Source organism: Duganella guangzhouensis (assembly GCF_009674535.1).
GTDB classification, from domain to species: Bacteria; Pseudomonadota; Gammaproteobacteria; order Burkholderiales; family Burkholderiaceae_D; genus Rugamonas; species Rugamonas guangzhouensis.
This window is the reverse complement of record NZ_WKJK01000007.1, coordinates 129923-156366: the sequence shown is the minus strand read 5'-3', so window position 1 is coordinate 156366 and position 26444 is coordinate 129923. Positions and strand designations below refer to the sequence as shown.

24 protein-coding genes and 2 tRNA genes are annotated in these 26444 nt (G+C 62.0%); 15 read left to right on the top strand and 11 right to left on the bottom strand.

What is annotated here, in order from left to right:
• The first annotated feature begins 26 nt into the window (after window positions 1-26).
• Window positions 27-596, top strand: a complete 570-nt coding sequence (locus GJ699_RS15160; protein ID WP_154377607.1) for a helix-turn-helix domain-containing protein — start codon at window positions 27-29, stop codon at window positions 594-596.
• Here the strand turns inward: GJ699_RS15160 and GJ699_RS15155 are convergent.
• Entirely contained in the window at window positions 593-1471 is an 879-nt protein-coding gene (locus GJ699_RS15155; protein ID WP_195763551.1) for a TIGR02285 family protein, read from the bottom strand. The two genes, GJ699_RS15160 and GJ699_RS15155, sit on opposite strands and share 4 nt — an antisense overlap.
• Before the next feature lie 97 nt (window positions 1472-1568).
• Here GJ699_RS15155 and dusA point away from each other — a divergent pair, with 97 nt between their 5' ends.
• The 5 genes from dusA to GJ699_RS15130 all read left to right on the top strand — a co-directional run bounded on the left by dusA (window position 1569) and on the right by GJ699_RS15130 (window position 6101).
• Window positions 1569-2597: a tRNA dihydrouridine(20/20a) synthase DusA gene (dusA, locus tag GJ699_RS15150; RefSeq protein WP_154377603.1), complete on the top strand. Its 1029-nt coding sequence runs from the start codon at window positions 1569-1571 to the stop codon at window positions 2595-2597.
• A 335-nt stretch (window positions 2598-2932) separates the two neighbouring features.
• On the top strand, window positions 2933-4681 hold the full coding sequence (locus GJ699_RS15145; protein ID WP_229262112.1) for a methyl-accepting chemotaxis protein: 1749 nt from the start codon (window positions 2933-2935) through the stop codon (window positions 4679-4681).
• 106 nt (window positions 4682-4787) lie between these two features.
• Complete coding sequence (locus tag GJ699_RS15140; RefSeq protein WP_154377601.1) at window positions 4788-5117, top strand: energy transducer TonB; 330 nt, start codon at window positions 4788-4790, stop codon at window positions 5115-5117.
• A gap of 66 nt (window positions 5118-5183) precedes the next feature.
• Window positions 5184-5528 carry an energy transducer TonB gene (locus GJ699_RS15135; RefSeq protein ID WP_154377598.1) on the top strand — a complete coding sequence of 115 codons (345 nt, stop codon included), beginning with the start codon at window positions 5184-5186 and terminating at the stop codon, window positions 5526-5528.
• Window positions 5529-5669: 141 nt separating this feature from the next.
• Entirely contained in the window at window positions 5670-6101 is a 432-nt protein-coding gene (locus tag GJ699_RS15130; protein WP_154377596.1) for a hypothetical protein, read from the top strand.
• Window positions 6102-6417: 316 nt separating this feature from the next.
• Here the strand turns inward: GJ699_RS15130 and GJ699_RS15125 are convergent, their stop codons facing one another.
• The gene (locus GJ699_RS15125; protein WP_154377594.1) at window positions 6418-6867 is read right to left on the bottom strand and encodes a hypothetical protein; all 450 of its coding nucleotides are present in this window, start codon (window positions 6865-6867) and stop codon (window positions 6418-6420) included.
• A gap of 186 nt (window positions 6868-7053) precedes the next feature.
• Here GJ699_RS15125 and GJ699_RS15120 point away from each other — a divergent pair, with 186 nt between their 5' ends.
• Together GJ699_RS15120 and GJ699_RS15115 are read left to right on the top strand one after the other, a co-directional pair.
• Entirely contained in the window at window positions 7054-7464 is a 411-nt protein-coding gene (locus tag GJ699_RS15120; RefSeq protein ID WP_195763550.1) for a response regulator, read from the top strand.
• Window positions 7465-7474: 10 nt separating this feature from the next.
• Window positions 7475-8581 (top strand): dipeptidase, encoded by a 1107-nt coding sequence (locus GJ699_RS15115; RefSeq protein ID WP_154377589.1) that lies wholly within the window; start codon window positions 7475-7477, stop codon window positions 8579-8581.
• Window positions 8582-8590: 9 nt separating this feature from the next.
• Here GJ699_RS15115 and GJ699_RS15110 read toward each other — a convergent pair whose 3' ends face one another.
• From GJ699_RS15110 to GJ699_RS15085, 6 genes are all read right to left on the bottom strand, one after another.
• Window positions 8591-8923, bottom strand: coding sequence for a hypothetical protein (locus tag GJ699_RS15110; RefSeq protein WP_154377587.1), 333 nt, complete (start codon window positions 8921-8923; stop codon window positions 8591-8593).
• Window positions 8924-9007: 84 nt separating this feature from the next.
• Window positions 9008-9643 (bottom strand): uridine kinase, encoded by a 636-nt coding sequence (udk, locus tag GJ699_RS15105; protein WP_154377585.1) that lies wholly within the window; start codon window positions 9641-9643, stop codon window positions 9008-9010.
• 53 nt (window positions 9644-9696) lie between these two features.
• Window positions 9697-9772 (bottom strand) — tRNA-His (locus GJ699_RS15100).
• Window positions 9773-9878: 106 nt separating this feature from the next.
• Window positions 9879-10709: a glutamate racemase gene (gene murI, locus GJ699_RS15095; RefSeq protein WP_154377583.1), complete on the bottom strand. Its 831-nt coding sequence runs from the start codon at window positions 10707-10709 to the stop codon at window positions 9879-9881.
• Complete coding sequence (locus tag GJ699_RS15090; protein ID WP_154377581.1) at window positions 10709-12238, bottom strand: fumarate hydratase; 1530 nt, start codon at window positions 12236-12238, stop codon at window positions 10709-10711. The genes murI and GJ699_RS15090 overlap by 1 nt, the downstream gene beginning before the upstream one ends.
• A 26-nt stretch (window positions 12239-12264) precedes the next feature.
• On the bottom strand, window positions 12265-12861 hold the full coding sequence (locus tag GJ699_RS15085) for a YqhA family protein (RefSeq protein WP_154377579.1): 597 nt from the start codon (window positions 12859-12861) through the stop codon (window positions 12265-12267).
• Window positions 12862-13069: 208 nt separating this feature from the next.
• Between GJ699_RS15085 and acs the strand changes: the two genes are divergently transcribed.
• A complete protein-coding gene (gene acs / locus GJ699_RS15080; RefSeq protein WP_154377577.1) occupies window positions 13070-15058 on the top strand; it encodes an acetate--CoA ligase in 1989 nt (662 codons plus the stop codon).
• Between the two features lie 61 nt (window positions 15059-15119).
• On the opposite strand, the gene GJ699_RS15075 is transcribed toward acs, so the two are convergent.
• Window positions 15120-15707, bottom strand: a complete 588-nt coding sequence (locus GJ699_RS15075) for a hypothetical protein (RefSeq protein WP_154377575.1) — start codon at window positions 15705-15707, stop codon at window positions 15120-15122.
• A gap of 273 nt (window positions 15708-15980) precedes the next feature.
• Here GJ699_RS15075 and GJ699_RS15070 point away from each other — a divergent pair.
• Window positions 15981-16071, top strand: a tRNA-Ser gene (locus GJ699_RS15070).
• Window positions 16072-16376: 305 nt separating this feature from the next.
• On the opposite strand, the gene GJ699_RS15065 is transcribed toward GJ699_RS15070, so the two are convergent.
• Window positions 16377-16571: a hypothetical protein gene (locus GJ699_RS15065; RefSeq protein ID WP_154377573.1), complete on the bottom strand. Its 195-nt coding sequence runs from the start codon at window positions 16569-16571 to the stop codon at window positions 16377-16379.
• 163 nt (window positions 16572-16734) lie between these two features.
• Here GJ699_RS15065 and GJ699_RS15060 point away from each other — a divergent pair, with 163 nt between their 5' ends.
• From GJ699_RS15060 to GJ699_RS15050, 3 genes are all read left to right on the top strand, one after another.
• Window positions 16735-19404, top strand: coding sequence for a WD40 repeat domain-containing protein (locus GJ699_RS15060; protein WP_154377571.1), 2670 nt, complete (start codon window positions 16735-16737; stop codon window positions 19402-19404).
• 164 nt (window positions 19405-19568) lie between these two features.
• Window positions 19569-20810 carry an MFS transporter gene (locus GJ699_RS15055; protein ID WP_154377569.1) on the top strand — a complete coding sequence of 414 codons (1242 nt, stop codon included), beginning with the start codon at window positions 19569-19571 and terminating at the stop codon, window positions 20808-20810.
• The gene (locus GJ699_RS15050; RefSeq protein ID WP_154377567.1) at window positions 20807-22435 is read left to right on the top strand and encodes a glycoside hydrolase family 43 protein; all 1629 of its coding nucleotides are present in this window, start codon (window positions 20807-20809) and stop codon (window positions 22433-22435) included. Before GJ699_RS15055 ends, GJ699_RS15050 begins: the two co-directional genes overlap by 4 nt.
• Here GJ699_RS15050 and GJ699_RS15045 read toward each other — a convergent pair.
• Window positions 22395-22922, bottom strand: coding sequence for a hypothetical protein (locus GJ699_RS15045; RefSeq protein WP_154377565.1), 528 nt, complete (start codon window positions 22920-22922; stop codon window positions 22395-22397). The two genes, GJ699_RS15050 and GJ699_RS15045, sit on opposite strands and share 41 nt — an antisense overlap.
• A 124-nt stretch (window positions 22923-23046) precedes the next feature.
• Here GJ699_RS15045 and GJ699_RS34595 point away from each other — a divergent pair, with 124 nt between their 5' ends.
• Together GJ699_RS34595 and GJ699_RS34590 are read left to right on the top strand one after the other, a co-directional pair.
• A complete protein-coding gene (locus tag GJ699_RS34595) occupies window positions 23047-24474 on the top strand; it encodes a GDSL-type esterase/lipase family protein (RefSeq protein ID WP_229262111.1) in 1428 nt (475 codons plus the stop codon).
• Window positions 24474-26375 (top strand): WD40/YVTN/BNR-like repeat-containing protein, encoded by a 1902-nt coding sequence (locus GJ699_RS34590; RefSeq protein ID WP_229262110.1) that lies wholly within the window; start codon window positions 24474-24476, stop codon window positions 26373-26375. Before GJ699_RS34595 ends, GJ699_RS34590 begins: the two co-directional genes overlap by 1 nt.
• The last annotated feature ends 69 nt before the right edge of the window (window positions 26376-26444 follow it).

The following is a 26444-nucleotide window of genomic DNA, read 5'->3' as shown; positions in this document are numbered from 1 at the left end:
GATGATGATCCAGTATAATGGATGACATGGACATCAATCAACTTATTGCGCGCCGGGTGCAGGCGTTGCGGGCGGCGCGTGGCCTGTCGCTGGCGGCGCTGGCCGAGCTTAGCGGCGTTAGCCGCTCCAATATCTCCCTGATCGAGCGCGGCGAGAGCAGCGCCACCGCGACCGTGCTGGACAAGCTGGCCGGCGCGCTGGGCGTCACGCTGGCCTCGCTGTTCGAGGCCGAGAGCGCGGCGCCGTCGCCGCTCAGCACGCGCGAGCGGCAGCCGGTGTGGACCGATCCGGCCTCCGGCTACACGCGGCGCCAGCTGTCGCCCGGCGTGCGCTCGCCGATGCAGCTGGTGGAGGTGGAGTTTCCGCCTGGCCGGCGCGTGTCCTACGAACAGGGGCACAACGAGGCCGACATCTACCAGCAGTTGTGGCTGCTGGAAGGCACGCTGGAGGTGACGGTGGGCACGCAGCACTGGCGGCTGCAGCCGGGCGATTGCCTGGCGTTCCGCGAAGTGGCGGACATCAGCTATGAAAATCCGGGCCAGGTGGCGGCGCGTTATCTGGTCAGCCTGGTGAACTTGCCGTTCAGTCCGGTCTAGCGATGGTATTCCTGTTCCTGCGGCGAGGCCAGCTGGCGGAAAAAATCCTTCATGGCGGCGCCGTAGCGCTGCGTGGTCTCCTTGCTGATCCAGCGCATCTGCGCCTGCGACAGCATGGCCGCGCCTTCGGGCGAGGCCAGCAACTGGTCGATGTGGCGGATCTGGTTGCGGCCCCAGGCGTTGCGCGGGCAGGCGATGCCGCCCACCATCAAGCCGGCGCCGCCCGCCAGCGGCGCGGTTTTTAGGTGCGTCAGCGTGGCGTCCTGGGCGCGCGCGTGGGTCATGACGAAATCCATTTCGATGGTGTAGTCGGCGCGGTTCATGGCCAGCATGGTCAGAATGCTGCGGCCGTAGTTGCCGGGCGCCAGGCGCTTGAGGTGGGCGCTGTTGGCGGGATCGGCCAGCAGGGCGTCGATGCCGGCGCCGTAGGAGCGGGTTTCCACCACCAGGCCGCGCAGGCTGGCGTTGCGCAGTACCGCCGGCAGTTCGGCCTCGCCCTTGCGGTTGAGGCGGATCGCGTCCTGGGTTTCGGGCCGGTACACCAGTTGCGGCGGCGGCAGCAGATAGGCGTTGCGGAAATAGGCCACTTTTTCGCGCTCCGGCGTGCGCAGCGCGCTGGCAAAGCAGGCGTGTTCGCCGGCCGCCAGCATCGACCAGACCCGGTTGGGATTGGCGTACAGATAGCGGTGCGTGGCCTCCGGCCAACGGGCGATCAGGTATTTGACCACTTGGTCGGTCATGCCGTTGCCGGGCTGGCCGTTGATCTGCTCGCCCACCGGCGGGAAGTCCGACATCAGCCAGGTGATGGTCTCGGCGGCCCGCGCGGGCAGGCTGGCGCTCAGCAGCGCGGCGAAGGCAAATGGCAACAAGCGCACGTCGGGCATCCTCGCTCGGACGGTGGTCGATCAGCTCAGGGTAACTGAAGTTGCGCTATAATGTCGACCCTTTAGCCTATCCTGTAGCGTTGCCGCCATGACCATCCTCGACCCGACTGCCGCCGCCGTCCCAGCACCTGTGGTGCCGAGCCGCCGCCTGTCCGTGGCGCCGATGATGGACTGGACCGACCGCCACTGCCGCGTCTTCCACCGCCACATCAGCAAGCACACCTGGTTGTACACCGAAATGGTGACCACCGGCGCGTTGGTGTATGGCGATGTCGAGCGCCATCTGCGCTTCAACGAGGAAGAGCATCCGGTGGCCTTGCAGCTGGGCGGCAGCGATCCGGCCGATCTCGCCACCAGCGCTAAGCTGGGCGAGCAGTGGGGCTATGACGAGATCAACCTCAACTGCGGTTGCCCGTCGGAGCGGGTGCAAAAGGGCGCGTTTGGCGCCTGCCTGATGGCCGAGCCGCAACTGGTGGCCGATTGCGTCAAGGCGATGCGCGACGCGGTGTCGATCGACGTCACCGTCAAGCACCGCATCGGCATCGACGACGTGGCCAGCTACGACTTCGTGCGCGATTTCGTCGGCCAGGTGGCCGAGGCCGGTTGCACGACTTTCATCGTGCACGCCCGCAACGCTATCCTGAAGGGCTTGTCGCCCAAGGAAAACCGCGAAATCCCGCCGCTGAAGTACGACTACGCCTATCAGCTGAAGCGCGATTTCCCTGACTTCGAAATCATCATCAACGGCGGCATCAAGACCGAAGCCGAGATCGATGAGCATCTGCAACATCTGGATGGCGTGATGCTGGGCCGCGAGGCGTATCACAATCCCTTCCTGATGGCCAATTTCGACCAGCGTTACTACGGCGACAGCAGCGCGCCGAAGACGCGCGAACAGGTGCTGGAAGCCATGATTCCCTACATTCAAGCCCAACTGGCGCAGTATGGCCCGCTCGGTTTGAAACTGAACTCCATTACCCGCCACATGCTCGGCATCATGACCGGCCTGCCGGGCGCGCGCGCGTTCCGCCAGACCCTGTCCGATTCCAAGAAGCTCGCCCTGGGCGACGCCCATCTCCTGCTCGAAGCCGCAGCCCGCCTGCGCATTGCCGCCTGACGCTACCCTGTAGCAAACTTTCATCAGGTGTTGTGTAATTTCCACTCGGAAATGCATTTACGTATTTACGCGTAGCAATTGCTTGCTTTGAGGAAAAATTTACATCTATAATTTCCGAATATACACACATATCCACCGACTTTCGTGGTGTATTGCGGTTCAAAAAACTACATGCAAGCTGCTGGTGGAGCCGCAAATTTTGCATTCGCAGTCATTGTTTGCTAATGTCATGTTTTATTACTTAGCAGCAAGGGTTTTGTTTGGATGGCATCGCCCACAAAGCCGGTGTCGTTCAGGGCAACTTCATCAACGGTATCACTAACGAAGAAGACGAAATGAATTTAGCAAAAATGAAAGTCGGTACACGCCTGGGCCTCGGATTCGCCCTGGTGCTGGTGTTCCTGGTGGCCGTTACTGCCGTTGGCATTCTGCGCATGGCGCAAATCCAGGATCGTCTCGATCACGTGATCAACGTGAACAATGTGGTATCGCGCCTGGTGCTGGATATGCGCAACAACGTTGCCGACCGCATCAACTCGCTGCGCGTGCTGACCCTGATGACTGACCCGGGCGATATGGAACCGGAAATGAATCGCATCAAGGAAATGGCCGGCAAATACGATGAAGCGCAGAAAAAACTGAGCGCGCAATTCGCCAAGGAAGCCACCGCCGAAGAAAAAGCCCTGCTGGCCACCATCAAGGACGCGGAAGCGACCGCGATGCCTGCCATCGCCAAGGCGTCGGAAATGTGGCTGGGCAACAAGGCCGAGGAAGCCACCCGCGTGCTGATCAAGGAAATTCGTCCGGCACAGAAAAAATGGATGACCGCGCTGGAACAACTGGGCGGCCTGGAAGACAAGACCAATGCGCAGATGCAAGTGGACGCCGCCAGCGGCTTCTCCAGCGCACGCAGCTTCATGATCATCATGGGCCTGCTGGCGGTAGCGATTTCGGTGGCCGCCGCGCTGGTGATCACCCGTGGCCTGCTGAAACAGCTGGGCGCCGAGCCTGACTACACCGCCGCCATCGCCGGCAGCATCGCCGACGGCGACCTGTCGATCGCGATCAACACCAACAGCGGCGACAAGCACAGCCTGCTGGCGGAAATGAAAGAAATGCGCAACAGCCTGGTGGACATCGTCAGCCAGGTGCGTACCGGTACCGAAACCATCGGCACCGCCTCGCGTGAAATCGCCGCCGGTAACGTTGACCTGTCGTCGCGTACTGAAATGCAGGCATCGTCGCTGGAGAAAACCGCGTCGGCCATGGATGAACTGACTTCGACCGTGAAGCAGAATGCTGACAATGCCCGTGAAGCCAATCAGCTGGCCTCGGCGGCGTCGGATGTCGCGATTCGCGGCGGCCAGGTGGTGTCGGAAGTGGTCGATACCATGAGCTCGATCGACGCGTCGGCCAAGAAGATTGTCGACATCATCGGCGTGATCGATGGCATCGCCTTCCAGACCAACATTCTGGCGCTGAATGCGGCTGTTGAAGCGGCCCGTGCCGGTGAACAAGGCCGTGGCTTCGCAGTGGTGGCATCGGAAGTGCGTAACCTGGCGCAGCGCAGCGCCGCCGCCGCCAAGGAAATCAAATCGCTGATCGATGACTCGGTGGAGAAGGTCGGCGCCGGTACCAAGCTGGTTGGCCAGGCCGGTGTCACCATGGATGAGGTGGTGTCCTCGGTGCGTCGCGTGACCGACATCATGAGCGAAATCGCCAATGCCAGCCAGGAGCAGAGCGCTGGTATTGCCCAGGTCAACCAGTCCATCATCGAGATGGACAGCATGACCCAACAGAATGCCGCGCTGGTGGAAGAAGCCGCCGCCGCAGCACAAAGCTTGCAGGATCAGGCTGGCGAGTTGGCTCGCGTGGTCAGCATCTTCAAGCTGGTGGAAGGTGAGGAGCGCGTGCCGGTGGCGGCGCCCGCGCCAGCCGCCAAGGCCGTCGTCAAGCCGATCAGCGCGGCCCGCGCTCCGGTGAAGAAGCTGGCCGCCAAACCGGCGCCGGCAGCGGCCGCCAAACCGAAGAAAGTCGCCGCGGCAGCCAGCACCGCCGGTAGCGATGAGTGGGAAGAGTTCTAATCTGTACAACTATTTGCCGCAGTCTGCCGTCCGCCCTTGTGGACTCATGGCCCGCTGTGGAGTTCGTTTAACCAGTAGTGAATAACAATTGTTGGGAAATCACATCATGAACAAATCTGTAATCGCCGCTTTGATCCTGTCCGCCACCAGCTCGGCTTTCGCCGCCGAAGTGCCGGCCACGCTGAACGATAAAAACTGCAAGGCTGAATACCCGAAAGCCTCGCTGATGAATGAAGAACAGGGCGATGTGACCATGGCTTTCCTGGTCGGCTCCGACGGTAACGTGGTCGAGTCGAAAGTGGAAAAGTCGAGTGGTTACAAGAACCTCGACAAGGCCGCGCTGAAAGCGCTGAGCTCCTGCAAGTTCAAGCCGGGCACCAAGGATGGCGCCGTGGCACAGACCTGGACCAAGGTCGACTATAGCTGGAAGCTGTAACTGTCTGACCCAGGCCATGCATGGGCATGGCCTGCACGCCGCATCTAAAAAACACTTGGGGAAATCATGTCTAAAAATAAGCGTTGGTTGAGTGTTATCGCAGCAGTGCTCGTGTCGAGCGCCCCGGCTTTTGCCGCTGAAGTGCCAGCCAGTTTCGATGCCAAAAACTGCAAGGCGGAGTATCCGAAAGCGTCGCTAATGAATGAAGAGCAGGGCACGGTGTCGATGTCCTTCCTGGTCAAGGCCGACGGTACCGTGGCCGATTCCAAGGTCGAGAAATCGAGCGGTTTCAAGAACCTGGACAAGGCCGCCATCAAGGCGCTGAGCGCCTGCAAATTCAAGCCAGGCACCAAGGACGGCGCCCCGGCCGAAACCTGGACCAAGGTCGATTACGCCTGGAAGCTGGACTAAGCTGCGGCGGTGTGCAAGCAAGAAGGAGCCGTTGTGGCTCCTTTTTTTTCACCCGTGCTTGCGGTTGTAATAATCTGTAATGGGGCAGGAATCGGGCCGTGATTTCCTTATATAGTACGATCTGGAATGAGGAGAATCGCCATGAAAACTATCGTTGTCGTAGTCGCCGCGCTGGCGGCACTGACGGGCTGCGCAACGCAGCGTCCCGCTTATTACACCACCGCCCGCGTGCAGGATCCGTACCAGTGGCACACGGTGTCGGTGCTGCCGGCCGGTGCGCAGGTGCAGTCGGGTACCTGGACCGAGGAAGCGCCAGCGCAAACCTCGTCGCGGGTGGTGACCACGTATGCGGAACCGGTCTACGCCACCTCGACCACCACCTATGTCGCCGATCCGGTGCCGGTGTATTACGCGCCGGCACCGGCGTATTACTACGCACCGGCGCCCGCGTATTACTACCCGCCGGTGTCGATCGGCCTGGACTTTTCGTTCGGTCACTGGTGCTGCGGTGGTGGACGCGGCTGGGGCGGTGGACGCGGTTGGGGTGTGGGCGGCCGCTTCCGTCCGCGCTGAACCGCGCTGCGGATGCAAAAATCCCGCTGACGCCTTGGGGCGCAGCGGGATTTTTCTTTTGGGGGACGGCGTTCAGCGCAGCGTGTAGACCGATGCCTGGCTCAGCAGATTTTCCGAGCACAGTTCATAGGTGGAGGCGCCGGCCAGCATGATCAGCAAAGCGCCTGCTGCAATAGGGAGATAGCGTGCCATGACGGGCTCCTGAAAGAGGGACTGGATGGATGACTCCAGCATAATTCAGGGGCATGTCGGTTGGCATCAGCCAAACGTCCGAGGCGTTGTAGGACGAATGCTCGTCTCTATCTTTTCCTCAACTTTACTTGGTTTTCCACAGCGTGACCGGGCTGGCCGGGGCGGTGTCCAGCGCGTTGGCGCGTTCCAGCCAGGTGTGCAGGCGTTCCGGTTGCTTGAGGTGGATGCCCATGCCGTCGATGGTGCCGATCTGTTCCAGCGTGCTGGCGTTGAGCTTGGCCTTGGAGACGGTCGGCGCGCCCATCACCATGCGGTCGTAGGCTTTGCGCGCCTTGTTTTCCCACTTATGCAGGCTGCTGTCGTCGAAGCGGTTGCCTTCGAAGTACACGGTCAGCGTGCCGTCCGGGTTGCCGAAGCCGACGATGCCGGAGCCAAGGCGGATATTGGCGTTGTTGGCGGCGTCAAAGGTTGCGGACGGCACGAAGACGGCGGCGCGGCCATCGGTGTCTGGGCGGCCGATGGGGGTGTCTTTGCCATAGGTCGTGACTTCTGTAAGCGTTTTTTCTTGCGACATAGACTTATACGGGTATAGGGGATAAGCGGGAGGCGGTGCAGGGTTTGCATGGGAATGCAAACGACCGTGCCATTGTAGCGTTAACCTAGTTCCAGCGGGCAATGTCTATAGCCAAAATATTGTAACCTTACACAGCGGTAAGGACATTGCGTTATAGTTGACGTAATGACAGCCACGGAGGTTTGCATGCCAACACACCAGGGACTGAGCGTATTCATCATCGATGACAATGAAATGACGCGCGGCTTGCTGCGCGTGATTATTCAGGGCGAGCAATACGATGTGGTGGGCGATGCGGGCACGGCGGAATCGGCGCAGCTGCGGCTGCGTTCGCAGCGGGCCGACATCATCTGCCTGGACGTGCAGTTGCCGGATGGCGACGGACTGGATCTGCTGAATTGGATACGGGCCAAGCAGCCCAAGGCGGCGGTGTTGATGGTGACCGCCAGCACCGAGCGCAGCACGGTCGAGCAGGCATTGCGTAATGGCGCCAAGGGCTATATCGTCAAGCCTTTCAATCCCGGCACAGTGATGAACACGCTGGATAAAATCGCCGGTCAGATCAAGGCCGCGCGCGCGGCGGAGCGGCCGGCTTAAAGGATAGTGCATGCAGTTTCAACACCAATGGTCGCGCCGGCATTTTCTGGCCGCGGCGGGCGCCGGCATGATGCTGGGGCCATGGGCCGCGCGGGCGGAGGAGGCGCTGGAGGCGCGGGTGGCCGGCATTGTGGCCGCCAGCATCGGCATCGACAGCCATAACCATGTGGACGTACCGCTGGCGGCGGCCCAGCTGCCGGGGCCGGATCTGGATTTGGCCGGCGAGCTCAAACGCTCCGGGCTGACCGCCATCAGCATGACCTTTGCGGTCGATTACCAGCAACTGCGCAATCCGGGCGAGGCTTATGAGCGTTTCCAGAACGGGCTGACCGCGATGGACCAGCAACTGGCGCGCAACGGCATGCGGCGCGCCTTGAACCTGGCCGATCTGCGCGCCGCGCGCGAGCATGGTCAGCCGACCGTGATTCAGTCGGTGGAGGGCGGGCATTTTCTGGAGGGGCGGGTCGAGCGGCTAGTCGGCGCTTACCAGCGCGGGCTGCGCCATCTGACGCTGCTGCACGATAATGACGCGACGCCGCCGCTGGGCGATGTCTACACCAATCCGCCGCGCTGGGGCGGGCTGACGGCGCTGGGCGCCGAGGTGATCCGCGAGTGCGAGCGGCTCGGCATATTGATCGATCTGGCGCATGCGGATGTGGCGACCACGGCCGCCGCGCTGAAGGTGGCGACGCGGCCGGTGCTGGTGTCGCATACCGGGCTGGATAGCCGGTTGGGTGACAACCCGCAAATGGCGCGCATGATGCGGCCACGCCTGATCAGCAAGGAGCAGGCCAGGCTGGTGGCGGACGCGGGTGGTGTGATTGGCGTGTGGACCCATCTGGCCGAGACGCCGCTGGCGTATGCGGAAAACATCAAGGCGCTGGCGGATGTGGTGGGCATCGACCACGTCTGCATCGGCACCGACACCAAGCTGACGCGCGCCACGCGGCCGGGCGAGGGCAGCAACCAGGCGTGGAAGGGGCAGCAGGCCGGCTTCTATTACGTGGTAGTGGACGCCATGCTGAAAAGCGGCTTCACCGAAGCCGATATCGCCAAAGTCGGCGGCGCCAACTTCTGCCGCATCTTCGACCGCGCCACCACGCCGCGCACCGCCTGACCGGCGGGGTTACAGGTAGCGCGCGAACGCAAAGCCAGCGCTCAGTAGCAAAGCGCAAAAGCCAGCCATGCGCCAAGTGAGCAGATAGACCGCGTTCGCCAGTTCCTGCTTGGTGGCGAAGGTTCTGTGCATTTCCTCGGTGTGCGCCTTGAATGCCGCGTCGAGCTGGATTTTGATCGACAGTTCGATCTGTGCCTTGAACGCGGCCATTTCGGCCTTGAAAGCCTCGCTCTGGCGATCCATGTTTTCATGTTCTATCGCGCCCACCCTGCGATGGAGCAAGGTCAGGCTTTCATGGATGACGGCGAGCTGGTCGTCGTTGGAATCGGCGGGCGTAGTCATGGCGCTGCTTAGTCTTGAATGCGGCATCATCGGCGGCGGTCGATTGATCTTCCTGCCATCGTGATGCGCTGTCAAGCAAGCTCGTCACTGCGCTTCGCGGATCAGGCTGGCTACTTTGGTGGTGATGACGTCCATCGCCGGGCCGTTGGCGCCGTGCGGCAGGATGACGTCGGCATGGCGCTTGGTCGGTTCGATGAATTGCTTGTGCATCGGCCGCACGGTTTCCAGGTACTGGTTGATGACGCTGTCCATGCTGCGGCCACGCTCGGCGATGTCGCGCTGCAGGCGGCGGATGAAGCGCACGTCGGGCGCGGTGTCGACGAAGATCCGCAGCGACATCATGTCGCGCAGGTCGGCATCAAACAGCGCGAACAAACCTTCGATCACGATCACCGGCGCCGGCTTGACGCGGATGGTGCGGGTCGAGCGGTTGTCGATGGTGAAATCGTACTCGGGCATGTCGATCGCCTGGCCCTGGCTCAGCGCGTGCACCTGTTCAATCAGCAGCGGCCAGTCGAACGCTTCCGGGTGATCGTAGTTGGCCTGGCGCCGCACCTCGGGCGTGAGGTGGGTCTGGTCGCAATAGTAGTCGTCCTGCATGACCACCGATACCACGTCGGCGCCAAAGGCGGACAGGATCTGCTGGGTCACTGTCGATTTGCCGCTGCCGCTGCCACCGGCGACGCCAATCACAAACGGTAATGTGGAATGTTTTGTCATATGCGGAAGGGGAAATGAAAAAGCCCAGTCCGGAGACTGGGCTTTCAAATTCGTGGGGTGGCTGATGGGGCTCGAACCCACGACAACAGGAATCACAATCCTGGACTCTACCAACTGAGCTACAGCCACCACTGATTTACTACTCGCTGTCTTGCTAGTGCTGAACAACGAGCCAGAATTATACAGTCGGATATGCATTCCTGCAAATCTAAATTCAGGCTTTTTTTACCATGGCCTAAACGTCAACCTTTTCCACCGCCACCCGCAGCGCCAGCAACTGCACGAAGGCCAGTGCGAACGCGTCGGCGGCGCCGGTGGTGTAGCCGCGCAGCGTGGCGTCCGGCTTCAGTTCCGGCCGCAGCAGGCCGGCCGCTTCCAGCAGTCGTCCCAGCTGACGCGCCACGGCGTCGCCGGTGTCGATCAGCGTGACGTCATCACGGCCGTGCGCATGCAGCACGCGCGCGATGCCGTCTTGAACAAACGGGTAGTGGGTGCAGCCGAGCACCAGCGTGTCGGCGCCCTGGTCCAGCAGCGGCGCCACATATTGTTCCAGCATGGCGTGGATGGCTGGCGCCTGCAGATCGCCTTTTTCGATTTCGTCGACCAGCCCCACCGCCGGCTGCAACAGAAACTCGGCGTGGGTGGCGGCGCTGATCTGCTCACGCAGCGCGAGGAATTTGTCGCCCTTGAGCGTGCGCGCGGTGGCCAGCACGCCGACCTTGCCGTTGCGCGTCGCCGCCGCAGCCGGCTTCAGGCCGGGCTCGACGCCGACCACCGGCAGTTCCGGATGGCGCGCCCGCACCGCCTTGATGGCGGCCACGGTGGCGGTATTGCAGGCCACCACCAGTGCCTTGGCGCCGTGTGACAGCAGGAACTCGGTCACGGCCAGCGCGCGCTCGACCACGTACTGTTCGCTTTTGTCGCCATACGGCGCGTGGCCGGAATCGGCAAAGTAGATCAGGTGTTCGTTCGGATACTGCGCGCGGATGTGGCGCAGCACCGAGAGCCCGCCCACGCCGGAATCAAACACGCCGATCGGGGCGCTGGGTGAGCGGGCGGTCAGCATCAGGCCGTTACAACAGGCACGTTGAGCTGCTCGATGCGGGTCTTCCATTCCGCCGGGCCGGTGTTGTGCACCGAGGTGCCTTGCGAATCCACCGCCACGGTGACTGGCATGTCGACCACGTCAAACTCGTAGATCGCTTCCATGCCCATGTCGGCGAAGCCCAGCACGCGCGATTGCTTGATGGCTTTCGACACCAGGTAGGCCGAGCCGCCAACGGCCATCAGGTAGGCCGATTTGTGCTTCTGGATCGATTCGATCGCGGTCGGGCCGCGCTCGGCTTTGCCGATCATCGCGATCAGGCCGGTTTTCTCCAGCATCATCTCGGTGAATTTGTCCATGCGGGTGGCGGTGGTCGGACCGGCCGGGCCCACCACTTCGTCGCGCACCGGATCGACCGGGCCGACGTAGTAGATGACGCGGTTCTTGAAGTCCACCGGCAGTTCTTCACCGCGCGCCAGCATGTCCTGGATGCGCTTGTGGGCGGCGTCGCGGCCGGTCAGCATTTTGCCGTTCAGCAGCAGGGTCTGGCCCGGCTTCCACGAGGCCACTTCTTCCTTGGTCAGCGTGTCGAGGTCGACGCGTTTGGATTTTTCGGTGTCCGGCGCCCACGACACGTCAGGCCAGGTCGACAGCGGTGGCGGCGTCATGTAGGCCGGGCCGGAGCCGTCCAGCACGAAGTGGCCGTGGCGGGTGGCGGCGCAGTTCGGGATCATGGCGACCGGCTTCGACGCGGCGTGGGTCGGGTAGGTCATGATCTTCACGTCCAGCACGGTGGTGAGGCCGCCCAGACCCTGGGCGCCGATGCCCAGCGCGTTGATCTTGTCGCACAGTTCGATCCGCAGTTCTTCCAGCTTGTTTTGCGGGCCGCGCTGCTTCAGCTCGAACATGTCGATGTCTTCCATCAGCACTTCTTTCGCCATCAGCATGGCTTTCTCGGCGGTGCCGCCGATGCCGATGCCCAGCATGCCCGGCGGGCACCAGCCGGCGCCCATGGTTGGCACGGTTTTCAGCACCCAGTCGACCAGCGAGTCGGACGGGTTCATCATGATCATCTTGGATTTGTTTTCCGAGCCGCCGCCTTTGGCCGCGACCTTGACGTCGACGGTGTTGCCTTCCACCAGTTCCATGTGCACCACGGCTGGCGTGTTGTCCTTGGTGTTCTTGCGGTCGAAGTGCGGGTCGGCCACGATCGACGCGCGCAGCTTGTTGTCGTCGTAGTTGTAGGCGCGGCGTACGCCTTCGTTGACGGCGTCGGTGACGGTGCCGCTGAAGCCTTCAAAGCGCACGCCCATGCCGATCTTCAGGAAGACGTTGACGATGCCGGTGTCCTGGCAGATCGGACGCTTGCCCTCGGCGCACATGCGCGAGTTGGTCAGGATCTGCGCGATGGCGTCCTTGGCGGCCGGGCTCTGCTCGTGTTCGTAAGCGCGCGCCAGGTGTTCGATGTAGTCGGCCGGGTGGTAGTAGCTGATGTACTGCAGCGCGGCGGCGACGGATTCAATCAGGTCTTCTTGCTTTATGATGGTCATGATGTTCTCGCGTGAGAGGGATGGACTTAATGATGCTTGGAATCGTTATGCGTCATGGTGGTGATGCGGTCGGTGTAGGCGATGGCCATGGCCGACAGCAGGAACACCACGTGGATGATGGTCTGCGCCGCGATCACCTCGGTCTTGTAGGAGGCGGCGTTGATGAAGGTCTTCAGCAGGTGGATCGACGAGATGCCGATGATGGCCATCGCCAGCTTGGTCTTCAGCACCGAGGCGTTGACGTGCGACAGCCACTCCGGCTGGTCCGGATGGGTGTCCAGATTCATGCGGGAGATAAAGGTCTCGTAGCCGCCGATGATGACCATCACCAGCAGATTGGAAATCATCACCACGTCGATCAGGCCCAGCACCACCAGCATGATGGTGGTTTCATTCAGCTTGTCGGGGATGGGCGCGCCGGGCACGGCCACGGCCTGGAAGATGTGCTGCAGCGCGGCGTCGTTGCCGAGCGCGGCGCCGATCAGGTCTTTCAGCTCGACCCAGAAATGGAATACATAGACGCACTGCGCCAGAATCAAGCCCAGGTACAGCGGCAGTTGCAGCCAGCGGGTCATGAAAATGAAAGCGGGCAGCGGACGCAGCTTCTTGGATGGCTCGGTCATTACGGCAAAACTCCTGGAAATGAGGCAGACTATGAAGACTGCCGACATTTTACACGCGCCGCCGGGCAATCGCATCGGCTCGCTGAATTGAAATATTGGTAAAATTGTCGGCCATGCCATCCTCCGCCGGGGAAGGCCGGCTGTAAGGGCGCAGTAAGCGACTCCGGTTATGTTAATAGCAAACCACAACTACTACATTGGAGACACCATGAGCGGCACTACTACCCAACAAGGTCCACAAGAATCCCGCGTCTTCGCGCCACCGGCGGCGTTTGCAGCTAATGCTGCCGTGTCCGGCATGGACGCCTACAACGCGCTGTGCGCGGAGGCGGCGGCCGACTACGAAGGCTTCTGGTCGCGTCTGGCCAAAGAACATCTGGAATGGCAGCAGCCATTCACCCGCACCCTCAACGAAGACAACGCGCCGTTCTACAAGTGGTTTGAAGACGGCAAGCTGAATGTCTCGTACAACTGCCTGGACCGCAATCTGCAGAACGGCAACGCCGACAAGACCGCCATCATCTTCGAGGCGGACGACGGCAAGGCGACCCACGTGTCGTATAAAGAGCTGCACGAGAAGGTCTGCAAATTCGCCAACGGCTTGAAAGCGCGCGGCATCAAGAAGGGCGACCGCGTCATCATCTACATGTCGATGTCGGTGGAAGGCGTGGCCGCGATGCAGGCGTGCGCGCGCATCGGCGCCACCCACTCGGTAGTGTTTGGCGGCTTCTCGGCCAAGTCGCTGCAGGAGCGCATCATCGATGCCGGCGCGGTGGCCGTGATCACCGCCGACGAACAGCTGCGCGGCGGTAAGCACCTGCCGCTGAAAGCCATCGTCGACGAGGCGCTGGGCCTGGGCGGCTGCGATTCGATCAAGGACGTTATTGTTTACCAGCGCACCGGCGGCGCGATCGCCTTCAAGGAAGGGCGCGACCTGTGGCTGCACGATCTGGTCGACGGCCAGTCGGCGGTGTGCGAACCGGAGTGGGTGGATGCCGAGCATCCGCTGTTCATCCTGTACACCTCGGGTTCGACCGGCACGCCGAAGGGCGTACAGCACTCTAGCGGCGGTTACCTGCTGTGGGCGGCGCTGACGATGAAATGGTCGTTCGACCTGAAGCCATCCGACGTCTACTGGTGCACCGCCGATATCGGCTGGGTGACTGGTCACAGCTATATCGCCTACGGCCCGACCGCGGTTGGCGCGACCCAGGTGGTGTTTGAAGGCGTGCCGACCTATCCGCACGCTGGCCGCTTCTGGGAAACCATCGCCAAGCACAAGGTCAGCATCTTCTACACCGCGCCGACTGCGATTCGTTCGCTGATCAAAGCGTCGGATGTGGACCCGAAAGTGCATCCGAAGAATTTCGACCTGTCGACGCTGCGCCTGCTGGGCACGGTCGGTGAGCCGATCAATCCGGAAGCGTGGATGTGGTACTACACCCAGGTGGGCCGCGAGCAATGCCCGATCGTCGACACCTTCTGGCAGACCGAAACCGGCGGCCACATGATCACCCCGCTGCCGGGCGCGACGCCGATGGTGCCGGGTTCGTGCACCTTGCCGCTGCCGGGCATCATGGCGGCGATTGTCGACGAGTCGGGCCATGACGTGCCGAACGGGCAGGGCGGCATTCTGGTCGTCAAGCGTCCGTGGCCGTCGATGATACGCACCATCTGGAATAATCCGGAACGCTTCAAGACCTCGTACTTCCCGGAAGAGCTGGGCGGCAAGATGTATCTGGCCGGCGATGGCGCGATCCGCAACAAGGATACCGGTTACTTCACCATTACCGGCCGCATCGACGACGTGCTGAACGTGTCGGGTCACCGCATGGGCACGATGGAGATTGAATCGGCGCTGGTGGCCAATCCGTTGGTGGCCGAGGCCGCCGTGGTCGGCAAGCCGGATGACACCACCGGCGAATCGATCTGCGCGTTTGTGGTGCTGAAGCAGGCGCGTCCGACTGGCGACGATGCCAAGAAGATCGCGCTGGAGTTGCGCAACTGGGTGGCCAAGGAGATTGGCCCGATCGCCAAGCCGAAGGAAATCCGCTTTGGCGACAACTTGCCGAAAACCCGCTCGGGCAAAATCATGCGCCGCCTGCTGCGCGTGCTGGCCAAGGGCGAGAGCATTACGCAGGATGTTTCGACGCTGGAGAATCCGGCGATTCTGGAGCAGCTCAAGGAAACCTCTTAAGCTACTTTGGACTTCGCTAAGAAGCCGCCGCAAGGCGGCTTTTTTGTTGCGGCGATTTGCTTCAGTGGATGTCTTCCAGGGTGTCGTATTCGCGGCGATTTTTTGGAAGCCGGCGTTCCAGGATGGTGGTGGATTGGTGGTCCACATGTTGGATCAGCAGGACGGCGGCATTGAGCGCCTGACTCATGGCTTTGGCTGCGGAGTGCAAGGTATCGGCTTGCGAAGTGGGGAGCTTATCCAGCTGTTGGTTTTGTTGGGCGCGCAGGCGCGCGGCATTGATCCAGTTGCGCTCGCCGGGCAACAGTAGCCAGAGATCGCGCCACGCATTGCGGCCATCGCCAGCGACGGCGAGGGTTATGCCGCGCGGGGTGGTGGGGCGCTGGCGGAAGATGATCTTGTCATTCGCAACTTTGGCATAGTGGGACTTGCCGTCGGAAGTCATGCGGATCTCCGTGCCCTCTGGAAGGAATAGTTCCTTCCACTGATAACCTCGGGTGGACGGTTCGGCTTTGCGCTGGCGTTCTATCCATTCATCGATCGCGATTTTCACCACCTCTTGCGGTGACAAGGTGCTGCGGCTTCTGGACAAAAATTGTCGCAGCAGGGTGAGGGTATGGGGTGGTATTGCATGGTCTCCTGCGGCATTCATACTCGTTCTCCTGTCTTGTTTTGTCTCGTTTTGTGGTGTTCTGCCTCGGTTAGACACGCTGCGCTGCACAAGGTTCAAACGGGTACAAACAAGACAGAACGAGACATCCAAACGAGACGTAATGCCAGAGGGGAGTGCGCAGCAGACCACCTCTGTGTATTCTCGTGGCAAGGAAGCAGGCTGCGGCGACAGGAAGTCGCGAGCGGGAAATAAGTTTTGTACTCTCGGGAATGTTTGCTATAATTCGGCGCTTCCTGATTATCGGGAAATGCAGGAGAGATGGATGAGTGGTTGAAGTCGCACGCCTGGAAAGCGTGTATAGGTTCATAGCCTATCGGGGGTTCGAATCCCCCTCTCTCCGCCAGAATCAAGTACGACAACGTCCGATGACGTTCAGAAACCCGCGATACTCCCAGTGAGATCGCGGGTTTTTTGGTTCAGGACGTCCGATAGCGTCTATTAAAATCCAGCAACTTTGACAGTATCTTTGACGGTATCTACTCATACCGTCAAACGCACGCTGAGGCGATCGCACCGATAATGGCGTCAGGTAGCTTCACCTTGGGACCGGTTATGTGCTGATGGCGGGGAAGTCGTAGCTTGAAAGCTCGACGGTCGCCTGTTTGCAGCCACCAAGCATGTCGATGAAGATGTTGGTGTCGAACAGGATCAGCGCCATTCATCCCTCAGTTGCTCTTGGACTTGAACGCCGTCCTTCGCTATGTCCGTGCGGTCTTTCCAGAGTCCTTCCGCCGCCTTGAGGGCGGCCAAACGCCGTGCGCGGGCCAGCGCAAGCGGGTCTTCCGTCTTCGAAACCGTTACCGGCTCTGATTGATGCCCCTTTTCGTCCGGCACGGTGCTCATGGCACGCCTCTTTAAAGAAAACCCGATGGATAGGATCAGTGTAGCGCAAACACTTTGTCCTGTCGTCCTATGCGCCAGAGCATCCATTTTCACTCAAGCATCTTTGCATAACTTTACACATGTAAGTTAAAATTGTCTTTTTGGAATTTCCTGAGAGAACGATTTGTTTACTTTGAAGATGAACCGGTTGTCGTTTGTGGCGGCAATCGGGCTGTCGTGGCTGCTTGCGGCTTGTGGCGGCGGAGGCGGTGGTGGCTCGTCCAGTTCCGGAGGCGGTTCGGCGCCCGATCCGGCGCCGGGATTTTCGGTCAGTATCGACCGCACGCAGTTGCGTTTCTCCGGCGATGAGGGCAGTGTGATTTCGCCGCAGATCATCGTCGGCACGGGCAGCGGCAGCAATGTGCCAACCACCGCCTATTTCGGCGGTCAGGATCTGGGCACGGCGATTGACCGGGTCGAGGCGCGCATCAATGGCACGCAGGCGCAGTTCTCTGTCTATCCGAAGACGCAGCTGGCGGCGGGCGAGTATGCCGGCACGCTGAAGCTGTCGATGTGTGCCGATGCGCAATGCGCTCAGCATTTCAAGGGTTCGCCGGTGGATGTGGCGTACACCGTCAGCATCAGCAAGGGCTTGAAGGTGTCGCCGGGCAGCGTGGATCTGCGCGCGCTGGCGGGGGCGATGGCGTCGGCGCCGGTGACTGTCGAGTTGCCGAGCGGCGTTAGCAGTTTTTCCGCGACCACCAGCGTGTCATGGCTGCAGGTGTCGAATATCACGTCCAACAGCATGACGGTCTCGGCTTCGGCCAAGGCGCCTGGCACGTACACCGCATTGGTGACGATCAGCGCGGCCAGCCGTCAGACCACGATTCCGGTGACCTACACCGTGACCGCCGACGCGTCCTCGATCACGGCGATCACGCCGGATCGCGCCAGCCTGGACTTCTCGGCGCCGACCGGTTACGCCAGCGGTGGCCAGCAACTGAAGGTGACGCTGCCGGCCTGGGGGCAGGCGCTGACCAGCAGTGTGCAGTATCGCTACGGCGATTCGGGCTGGCTGACGGTGACGCCGGGCGCGTCGAATACGCTGAGCGTTACCGCGTCGGCCGGCAGTTTGCAGCCGGGCGTGTATCGCGCCGATCTGGTGTTGGGCGGCGGTACCGATGTGCTGCCGTTCACGGTGCCGGTGACGCTGAATGTGCTGGCGGCGGATTGGACCATCACGGGCACCTCCACGCTGACGGTGGATGCGGCCAGCACGCAAAGCAGCTTGAATGGACAGCTCAGCATCGACATTCCGAACCTGCCGGTGCAAACCTGGCAGGCCAGCAGTAGTGCCAGCTGGCTGGTGCTGTCGCGCAGCAGTGGTTCGTTGCGCACCGATAAGCTGGGTCTGTCGGTGAACGTGGCGGAGATGCTGAAGCTGGCCAACTTCCGCGCCCACACGGCCGATATCACCTTGAGCCTGCCGAGCGGCAAATCCGCCGCCACCAAGTTCACGGTCACGCTGGACAAGAAGCTGCCGGAGCTGAATTTCATCAGCCCGCATACCCGCTTGCCGGGCGAGGCTGGCAATTACATCGTGCGTGGCCGCGGCTTTGACGCGATCAGCAACCTGAGCTGGCTGCTGCAGGTCAGCGGCGCCACGCCGTCCAAGATCACGCGCGTCAACGATACCCAGCTTGAACTGAGCCTGCCGGCGGCGCAGGGCGATGCGACGTTCGCGCTATCCAACAGCCTGGGCGCCAAGTCCGGCACGGTGACGCTGAAGGCGCTGGCGCAACCATCGTTCACCTACGCGGCCGTGGCGGCGCAGGGCAGCAAGGGCAGCATCGTGTTCGACGCCGAGCGTCAGTCGGTGTACACGGTCAATAAAACCTTGGGTTCGCTGATGCGCTTCAGCAAGAGCGGTTCCGGCTGGGATGTCAACAGCGTGTCGGTCACCGGCGTCGATGCGGTGGCGATGTCACCCGATGGCAAGCGTCTGATTGTGACCGTCACTTCCGGCCTGATCAAGCTGTTCGATCCGACCACGCTGGCCGAACAGGGCAGCTTCAAGGCCGGCGGCGTGTACGGCGATAGCTTGAACAGCCTGCCGCGCCTGGCGGTGCGCAACGACGGCAAAGTGCTGTTCAGCGGTTACTCGGGCGTGTCGGACGGCGCCGGCTCGATGGCGTATTTCGACCTGGTGACGCAGAGCTTCGGCAATATCGGCGGCTACTATGCGTTTGGTTGGGCGGTGGCGTCCGGTGATGGTTCGCACATCAACATCGTTCAGTCGGCCAGCTATTCGCCGCAGCCGCCGATGGTGTCGCTGGACGGCAGTGACGTGGTGGCGAAAGTGGCGCCGTCGGAACTGACCTTCTGGTACGAGGCGGCGCAGAGCCTGCGCGGCGAGCGCTTCGCGGAAGGCACTTACGTCGTGTGGGATCGCGACTTCAACAAAATCGGCAACGTGAAAATCCCGGACAGCGCCTACTTCGGCCGCACCCCGGTGTTCTCACCGGACGGTCAGCGTCTGTACGTGATGGCTTACGATAGCTATAACCTGAATGGTGGCACCACCAGCAAGCCGCGCGTCTACGTGTTCGATAGCAGCACCCGCATGGTGACCAGCACCGATTTGCCGGTGCTGGGCTACTTCGAGCTGGCGGACTACCCGACCTGCAACACCAGCGACTATGGATGCGACACGCGCGCGCTGGGCACCATCAGCCCGGACGGCAAGACGCTGTTCTTCGTCGGCGACACGCGCCTGGTGGTGGCGCCGATCCCGGCTGTTTCAGCCAGCAAGGCGCTGGCCATGAAACGTCTGGTGCTGCCGGCATCGCGCTAAAACATCCCGCGCTGACGCCAACCCCGAAAGCTGATCTGGCCTTCGGGGTTTTTTTTATACCTATGCAAGCCGGCAGGATCTTTCTGGAAAAGTTCCCGGTTGCGCAATCATTTTGGCTGGAGAGTGTGCTATCTTCTCACCCAATTATAAATGATTGCGCAATCATGAAAATACGGGGACTACGCTGGTGGATGATCGCTCTGGTCATGCTGGGGGCGGTAATTAACTACTTAACGCGCAGCACGCTGGCGGTGGCGGCGCCGACGCTGCTGCACGAGCTGCAGATCAGCACACAGGAATATTCATATATCACCGCCGCCTTCCAGGGCGCGATCATGCTGCAGCCGCTGTGCGGCTATGTGCTGGACGTGATCGGTTTGAAATTCGGCTTCGCCATGTTTGCCACCGCCTGGTCGCTGATCTGCATGGCGCACGGCTACGCCACCAACTGGCACACGCTGGCGGTGCTGCGCGGCCTGCTGGGGCTGGCCGAGGGTTCGGCCAATCCGGCCGGCATGAAGACCGTGGCCGAGTGGTTCCCGGCGCGCGAGCGCGGCATGGCGGGCGGCATCTTCAATATCGGCGCTTCGTTCGGTTCGATGCTGGCGCCGCCGCTGGTGGTGTGGGCCATCCTGCATTACAACTGGCAGTCGGCGTTTGTGATCACCGGCGCGCTGGGCCTGATCTGGGTGGCGCTGTGGCTGCTGCTGTATGACGCGCCGGCGCGTCATCGCCGCTTGTCGGCCGAAGAGGCGCGGCATATCGCGGCCGGGCAGGAGCCGCATCTGCAAGCAAGCGGCACACGGCGCTCCATCGTCAGCATCCTCAAGCTGCGCAATTTCTGGGGCATCGCGCTGCCGCGCTTTCTGGCCGATCCGGCCTGGGGCACGCTGTCGTTCTGGGTGCCGCTGTATCTGACCACGGTGCGGCATTTCGACCTGGCGCAGATTGCGATGTTTGCCTGGCTGCCCTTCCTCGGCGCCGACCTCGGCTGCTTCTTCGGGCCGATGGTGGTGCTGGCGCTACAAAAGCGCGGCGTGCGGCTGATTAACGCGCGCCGTGGCGCCTTCACGCTGGGCGCGTGCATGATGATGGGCGTGGCGTTTGTCGGCTATGTCGACAATCCATACGCGGCGATTGCCTTGCTCAGCCTGGCCGGCTTCGCGCATCAGACCTTGTCGGTGACGGTGATTACGATGTCGTCCGATCTGTTCCGGCGCGACGAGGTGGCCACGGTGGCCGGGATGTGCGGCACCTTCGGCAATCTGGGCCTGCTGCTGTTCTCGCTGCTGATCGGCGGCCTGATGGCCAGCGTCGGTTACACGCCGTTCTTTGTGACGCTGGCCGTGCTGGACCTGGTGGCGGCGGCCTTGCTTTGGATTTTGGTGAGAGAGAAAACAGCATGATACAAAACCCCATTTTGCGCGGCTTCAATCCCGATCCGTCGATCGTGCGCGTGGGCGGCGATTACTACATCGCCACTTCCACCTTTGAGTGGTATCCAGGCGTGCAGATCCACCATTCGCGCGATCTGGTCAATTGGCGTTTGCTGACGCGACCGCTCACGCGCGCCAGCCAGCTCAATATGCTGGGCGCGCAGGATTCGTGCGGCGTGTGGGCGCCATGCCTGACCTATGCGGACGGCTTGTTCTGGCTGATCTACACCGACGTCAAGCGCTACGGCCGCACCTCCAGCAGTGGCGCCAGCGGTGGCGCCTCGCTGCGCGATTTTCATAACTACCTGGTCACCAGCCCGAGCATCGAAGGGCCGTGGTCGGACCCGGTGTATCTGAACAGCAGCGGCTTCGATCCATCGCTGTTCCATGACGACGATGGCCGCAAGTATTTGCTGAATCAGTTGTGGGACCATCGTCCTGGCAATACGCGCTTTGCCGGCATTATGCTGCAAGAGTATTCGGTGCAGGAGGGCAGGCTGATCGGGCGGCGCGAGAATATCTTCAAGGGCACGGCGCATGGTCTGACGGAGGCGCCGCATCTGTACCGGCGCAATGGCTATTACTATCTGCTGACGGCGGAGGGCGGCACCGGATGGCAGCATGGCGTGACGATGGCGCGCTCGCGCAGTCTGCTCGGGCCGTATGAACTGCATCCGCAGCAGACCATGCTGACCGCGCGCGATCGGCCGGATGCGGCCTTGCAACGCGCCGGTCACGCCGACCTGGTGGAAACGCCGGATGGGCAGACTTATATGGTGTATCTGTGCGGCCGTCCGCTGCGCAATCGCGGCACCTGCACGCTGGGGCGCGAGACCGCGATACAGCCGGTGGTATGGGGCGAGGATGGCTGGTTGCGTACGCTCGACGGCAGCGGCACGCCAGAATTGCTGGCCGCCGCGCCGGCCTTGCCTGAGCATCGCTTCGCGGCGCCGCCCGAGCGCGAGGATTTCGATACGCCGCAATTGCCGCTGGCGTTCCAGTGGTTGCGCACGCCGTGGCCGGAGGAGTTGTTCAGTTTGACGGCGCGGCCGGGATATCTGCGTTTGTTTGGTCGCGAGAGCATGGGCAGCCAGTTCCGGCAGGCGCTGGTGGCGCGGCGGCAGCAGGCGCATTGCTACAGCGCGGCCACGCTGGTGGAGTTCGAGCCGGAACATTATCAGCAGCAGGCGGGGCTGGTGTGTTATTACGGGGCGACCAAGTTCCACTATCTGTACATCACGCATGACGATGAGGTCGGCAAGCATGTGCGGGTGATGAGCAGTCTGCCGAATCATGTGCAGACCGATGCATTCACCGCGCCGATCGCGTTGCCGGCTGGGCCGGTGCAGCTGCGGGTGGAGGTGGATGAGGAGCGGCTGTACTTCGGCTACCGTGTGGGCGGCGGCAACTGGCAGTGGTTGCCGCAGCAGTTCGACGCCAGCATCCTGTCCGACGAGGCCAACGCGCCCGGCCAGCCCAACTTTACCGGCGCGTTTGTCGGCATGGCGTGCCAGGACATGGCCGGCACCGGCCTGCACGCGGACTTCGACTATTTCACTTACCGCGAGCGGGCTTACTGCCGCGATCCGCGTTAGCTGGTGTTGTGCGTTTGCTCTGTGCCTGTAGTATCAGGGCATTGGTGGCATCAGCTTGCCGCCTGATCTCTTTTGCCAGTTCCGCAGTGGCTTCGGCCTGTTGGCGGGCTTCGCCGACCAGTCGGCGGTTTTCATCGGTCTGTTGCTTGACCTCCATGTACAGGGCTTGCATCTCCTTGCCGCCAGTGAGAGCGGCCAGCATGTTGGACTGCATGTTGGCGTTCAGCGCGGCGATGCCGAAGGTGGCCGCCAGCACGCTACTGATGCCGGTGATGACGATGGTGACGCGCAAGCTGGCAACGCTGGCGCGGATTTCCGCAATCATGGCCTCCATCCGGTCCATTCTTGCTTCCGAGGCGCGGTGGCGCTCGTCCATCAACTGGACGAAGGCGGCGAAGGTGGCCTCCATGGACGAGATCCGACCGTCCAGCCGGGCTTCGACTGTTTCGATGTGTGGTGCGGCGGCATTGTTGGAAGGCGGGGTCATGCATGGTTAGACCGCGCGCCGGCCGCCAAGTTCAATATTATTGGTGCGCTTGGTGAATTTCGTAATTGCCGGGCGCGGAAAGTGATATCACAATGGTGCGCATAAAAAATCCATGAGACACCCCATGAAAATCCGCCTCGCCACCTTGCTGGCTGTCTTGTCTTCATCCGCCTTTGCGGCGCCCCATGACTTGCCGGTATACGCCGGCCATCCGCTCGATGGCGGCCGCATCAGCATTTCCGATGCCGATACCAGCAAGACGCTGGAAGGCGATACCGTCGCCATCCCCAAGGCGCCCGCTGGCGTGGTCGCGGTCAGCAAATCGGCCAAGGCGAAGCCGGACGACGCGCTGACGCTGAATTTCGACCAGGCCTGGTACGCCAGCCTGCGCGTGCAGGGCGGCAAGCCGGTGGATCTGCGGCCGTATCTGGCCAAGGGCGTGCTGGCGCTGGATCTCAAGGTGGACGAGCTGGCCAGCGGCGGCCTGTCGTTCCGCGTCAGCTGTGGCGAGCAGTGCGAACGTAGCGTGCCGTATGTGATCCCCGCGCGCGCCGCCGCCGGCAAGGGCTGGCAGCATCTGGTGATGTCGGCCAGCTGTTTCTATCGCGACGGCGATGATTTCAGCCAGATCACCCAGCCGTTCGAATTGAACGGCACCGGCAAGGGCAAGGTCGCCATCGCCAACGTCAAGTACCAGCTGAGCGGCAAGCCCAACGTCAGCTGCCCGGATTACAAAACGGTCTCGGTCACGCCGGATAAACTCAACGAGTCGTGGTCGATCAGCTGGTGGACCGCGCGCCACGAGAGCAAGCTGGCCGAAGCCAAGCAACTCGGCAAGAGCGCGCAGGTGGTCTTCATCGGCGACTCGATCACCGAGGGCTGGGAAAAGAGCGGCGCCCCGGTTTGGCAGCGCAACTACCAGCCGCTGAAAGGCCTGGCGCTGGGCTTTGGCGGCGACCGCACCGAGAACGTGTTGTGGCGTTTGCAGCACGGCGAGGTTGATGGCCTCGATCCGAAAGTCGCGGTGCTGATGTTCGGCACCAACAACACCGGCCATCGCCAGGAAGATCCTCGGACCACGGCGGCCGGCATCCGGCGCAACATCGACGAGCTGCAACAGCGTCTGCCGAACACTAAAATTCTGCTGCTGGCGATTTTCCCGCGCGGCGCCACGCCGGCCGATCCGCTGCGTCAGATTAACGAGAAGATCAACGGCATCATCGCCGGCTTTGCCGATAACCAGAAGGTGTTTTTCCTGAATATCAATCAGGCCTTCCTGCAGCCGGATGGCACGCTGTCCAAGGACATCATGCCGGATCTGCTGCATCCGAATGAGCAGGGCTACGAGATCTGGGCCAAGGCGATGGCGCCGACGCTGAACCAGCTGCTGCCGGAATCGTCCAAATACGCGTGGGATAACGTCTCGATCGGTGGCAGCGGCTTCGTGTCCGGCCTGATCACCAGCAAGACCGAGAAAGGGCTGATCTACGCCCGTACCGATGTCGGCGGCGCCTACCGCTGGGACGTAAAAAAAAACGCTGGATTCCACTGATGGACTGGGTGTCCGATAAGGACACCGGCCTGCTAGGCATCGAATCGCTGGCGATCGATCCATCGTCGCCCAACAAGCTGTATATGTCCGCTGGCATCGCCTACCTGAACGGCGGCGCCAGCGCGATCCTCAAGTCCGACGATTACGGACAAACCTTCCAACGCATCGACGTCACCAGCCAGTTCAAGGTGCATGGCAACGGCATGGGGCGCGGCAACGGCGAAAAGCTGCAAGTCGATCCCGACAACGGCAACGTGCTGTACATCGGCACCCGCGCCAACGGCCTGTTCAAGAGCACCGACGCCGGGCTGAGCTGGCGTCATCTGGATGGGCTGGACGTCAGCACCACCAACAACAAGAACGGCATCAGCCTGGTGCTGCTGGATCGCGGCAAGATCTATGTTGGCGTGTCGCGCTATGGCGAGAATATGTATGTATCGGCCGATGGCGGCAACAGCTTCCGCGCCATGGCGGGCGGGCCGCAGCACCTGATGCCGCAGCGCGCCGTGATCGCCAACGGCAAGCTGGTGGCCGCCTTCGCCAAGGGTGCCGGGCCGCACGCGGACCAGGCCCGCGATGAGGGACTGGAGGAGGGCGGCGTATGGCAGTACGACCTCGCCAGCGGTCAGTGGGCGGATATCTCGCCGCCGCTGAATCATGCGTATTCTGGCATTACGGTGGCGCCGGATAATCCGCTGCGCATGGTGGTGTCGACCATTTCCTATTACAAGAACAAGCGCGCCGGCATCGGCGATCAGTTTTACGAGACGCTGGATGGCGGCAAGAACTGGCGCAGCATCGTGGCGAAGGGCGTGCAGATCGATGCCAATGGCGTCAGCTGGATCGCGGGCAGCTTTATTCACTGGACCGCGTCGATTGAGTTCGATCCGGCCGATGCCAATCGGCTGATGGTGGTGTCGGGGAATGGCGTGTTCGTGTCCAACGATATTCATGCCGATAAGCCGGTGTGGAAGTTTGAGGATATCGGGCTGGAGGAGTCGGTGCCGCTGAATCTGGTGTCGATACCCGGCGGGCCGGTGATTTCGGCGATTGGCGATTACGACGGTTTCCGTCATACGGATGTGACGCAGTATGCGCCGATCCATACGCCGACCATGGGCACCACCTGGGGGCTGGATTACGCGGCGCAGGCGCCGGATGTGGTGGCGCGGGCTGGCAAGGCGATGTATCTGTCGCGCGATATGGGCCTGAGCTGGACCCAGACCGCCAGCATGCGCGGCGCGCAGGGCCAACTGGCGCTGAGCGCCGATGGCAAGGTGATCGTGCATTGTCCCGAGAAGCAGACCACCTGCTACCGCTCGGCCGACGCGGGCGCGACCTGGGCCGAGGTGGCCGGGCTGCATACGGAGCGCGGCCGGGCGGTGGCTGATACGGTGAATCCACAGAAGTTTTATGCGCTCAGCGGCGACCGCATGCTGGTCAGCGTGGACGGCGGCGCCAGCTTCGGGCCGGCGGCGGGCGCCACGGCGGATGGCGGCAAGCTGCCGGTCGCCGGCGGCTCCAAGGTGGTGCGCGTGGCGCCGGGGCGCGAGGGCGATGTGTGGGTGGCGCTGTACGGCGGCGGGTTGGCGCGCTCGACCGATTCCGGCGCGACGTTCAGTGTGCTGAAAGGCGTCAGCTACGCGGCGGCGGTCGGTTTCGGCAAGGCGGCGCCGGATGCGGATTACCCAGCCATCTACATCTGGGGCGAGGTCGGCGGCGTGCGTGGCGTCTACCGTTCCACCGACAGCGGCCTCACTTGGTTGCGTATAAACGACGATCAACACCAGTACGGCGGTCCCGGCGACGCCCAGTTTGTGGTCGGCGACATGAACAGCTTTGGCGTGGTTTACATGAGCACGGCAGGGCGCGGCATCGTCTTCGGCAAGCCGAAAACGTAATCTCAGTTAAGTATTTAGTCAAATTCGTTATGGAAGAAGCGAAATATTTCATATCTAGCCCGTCGAAAC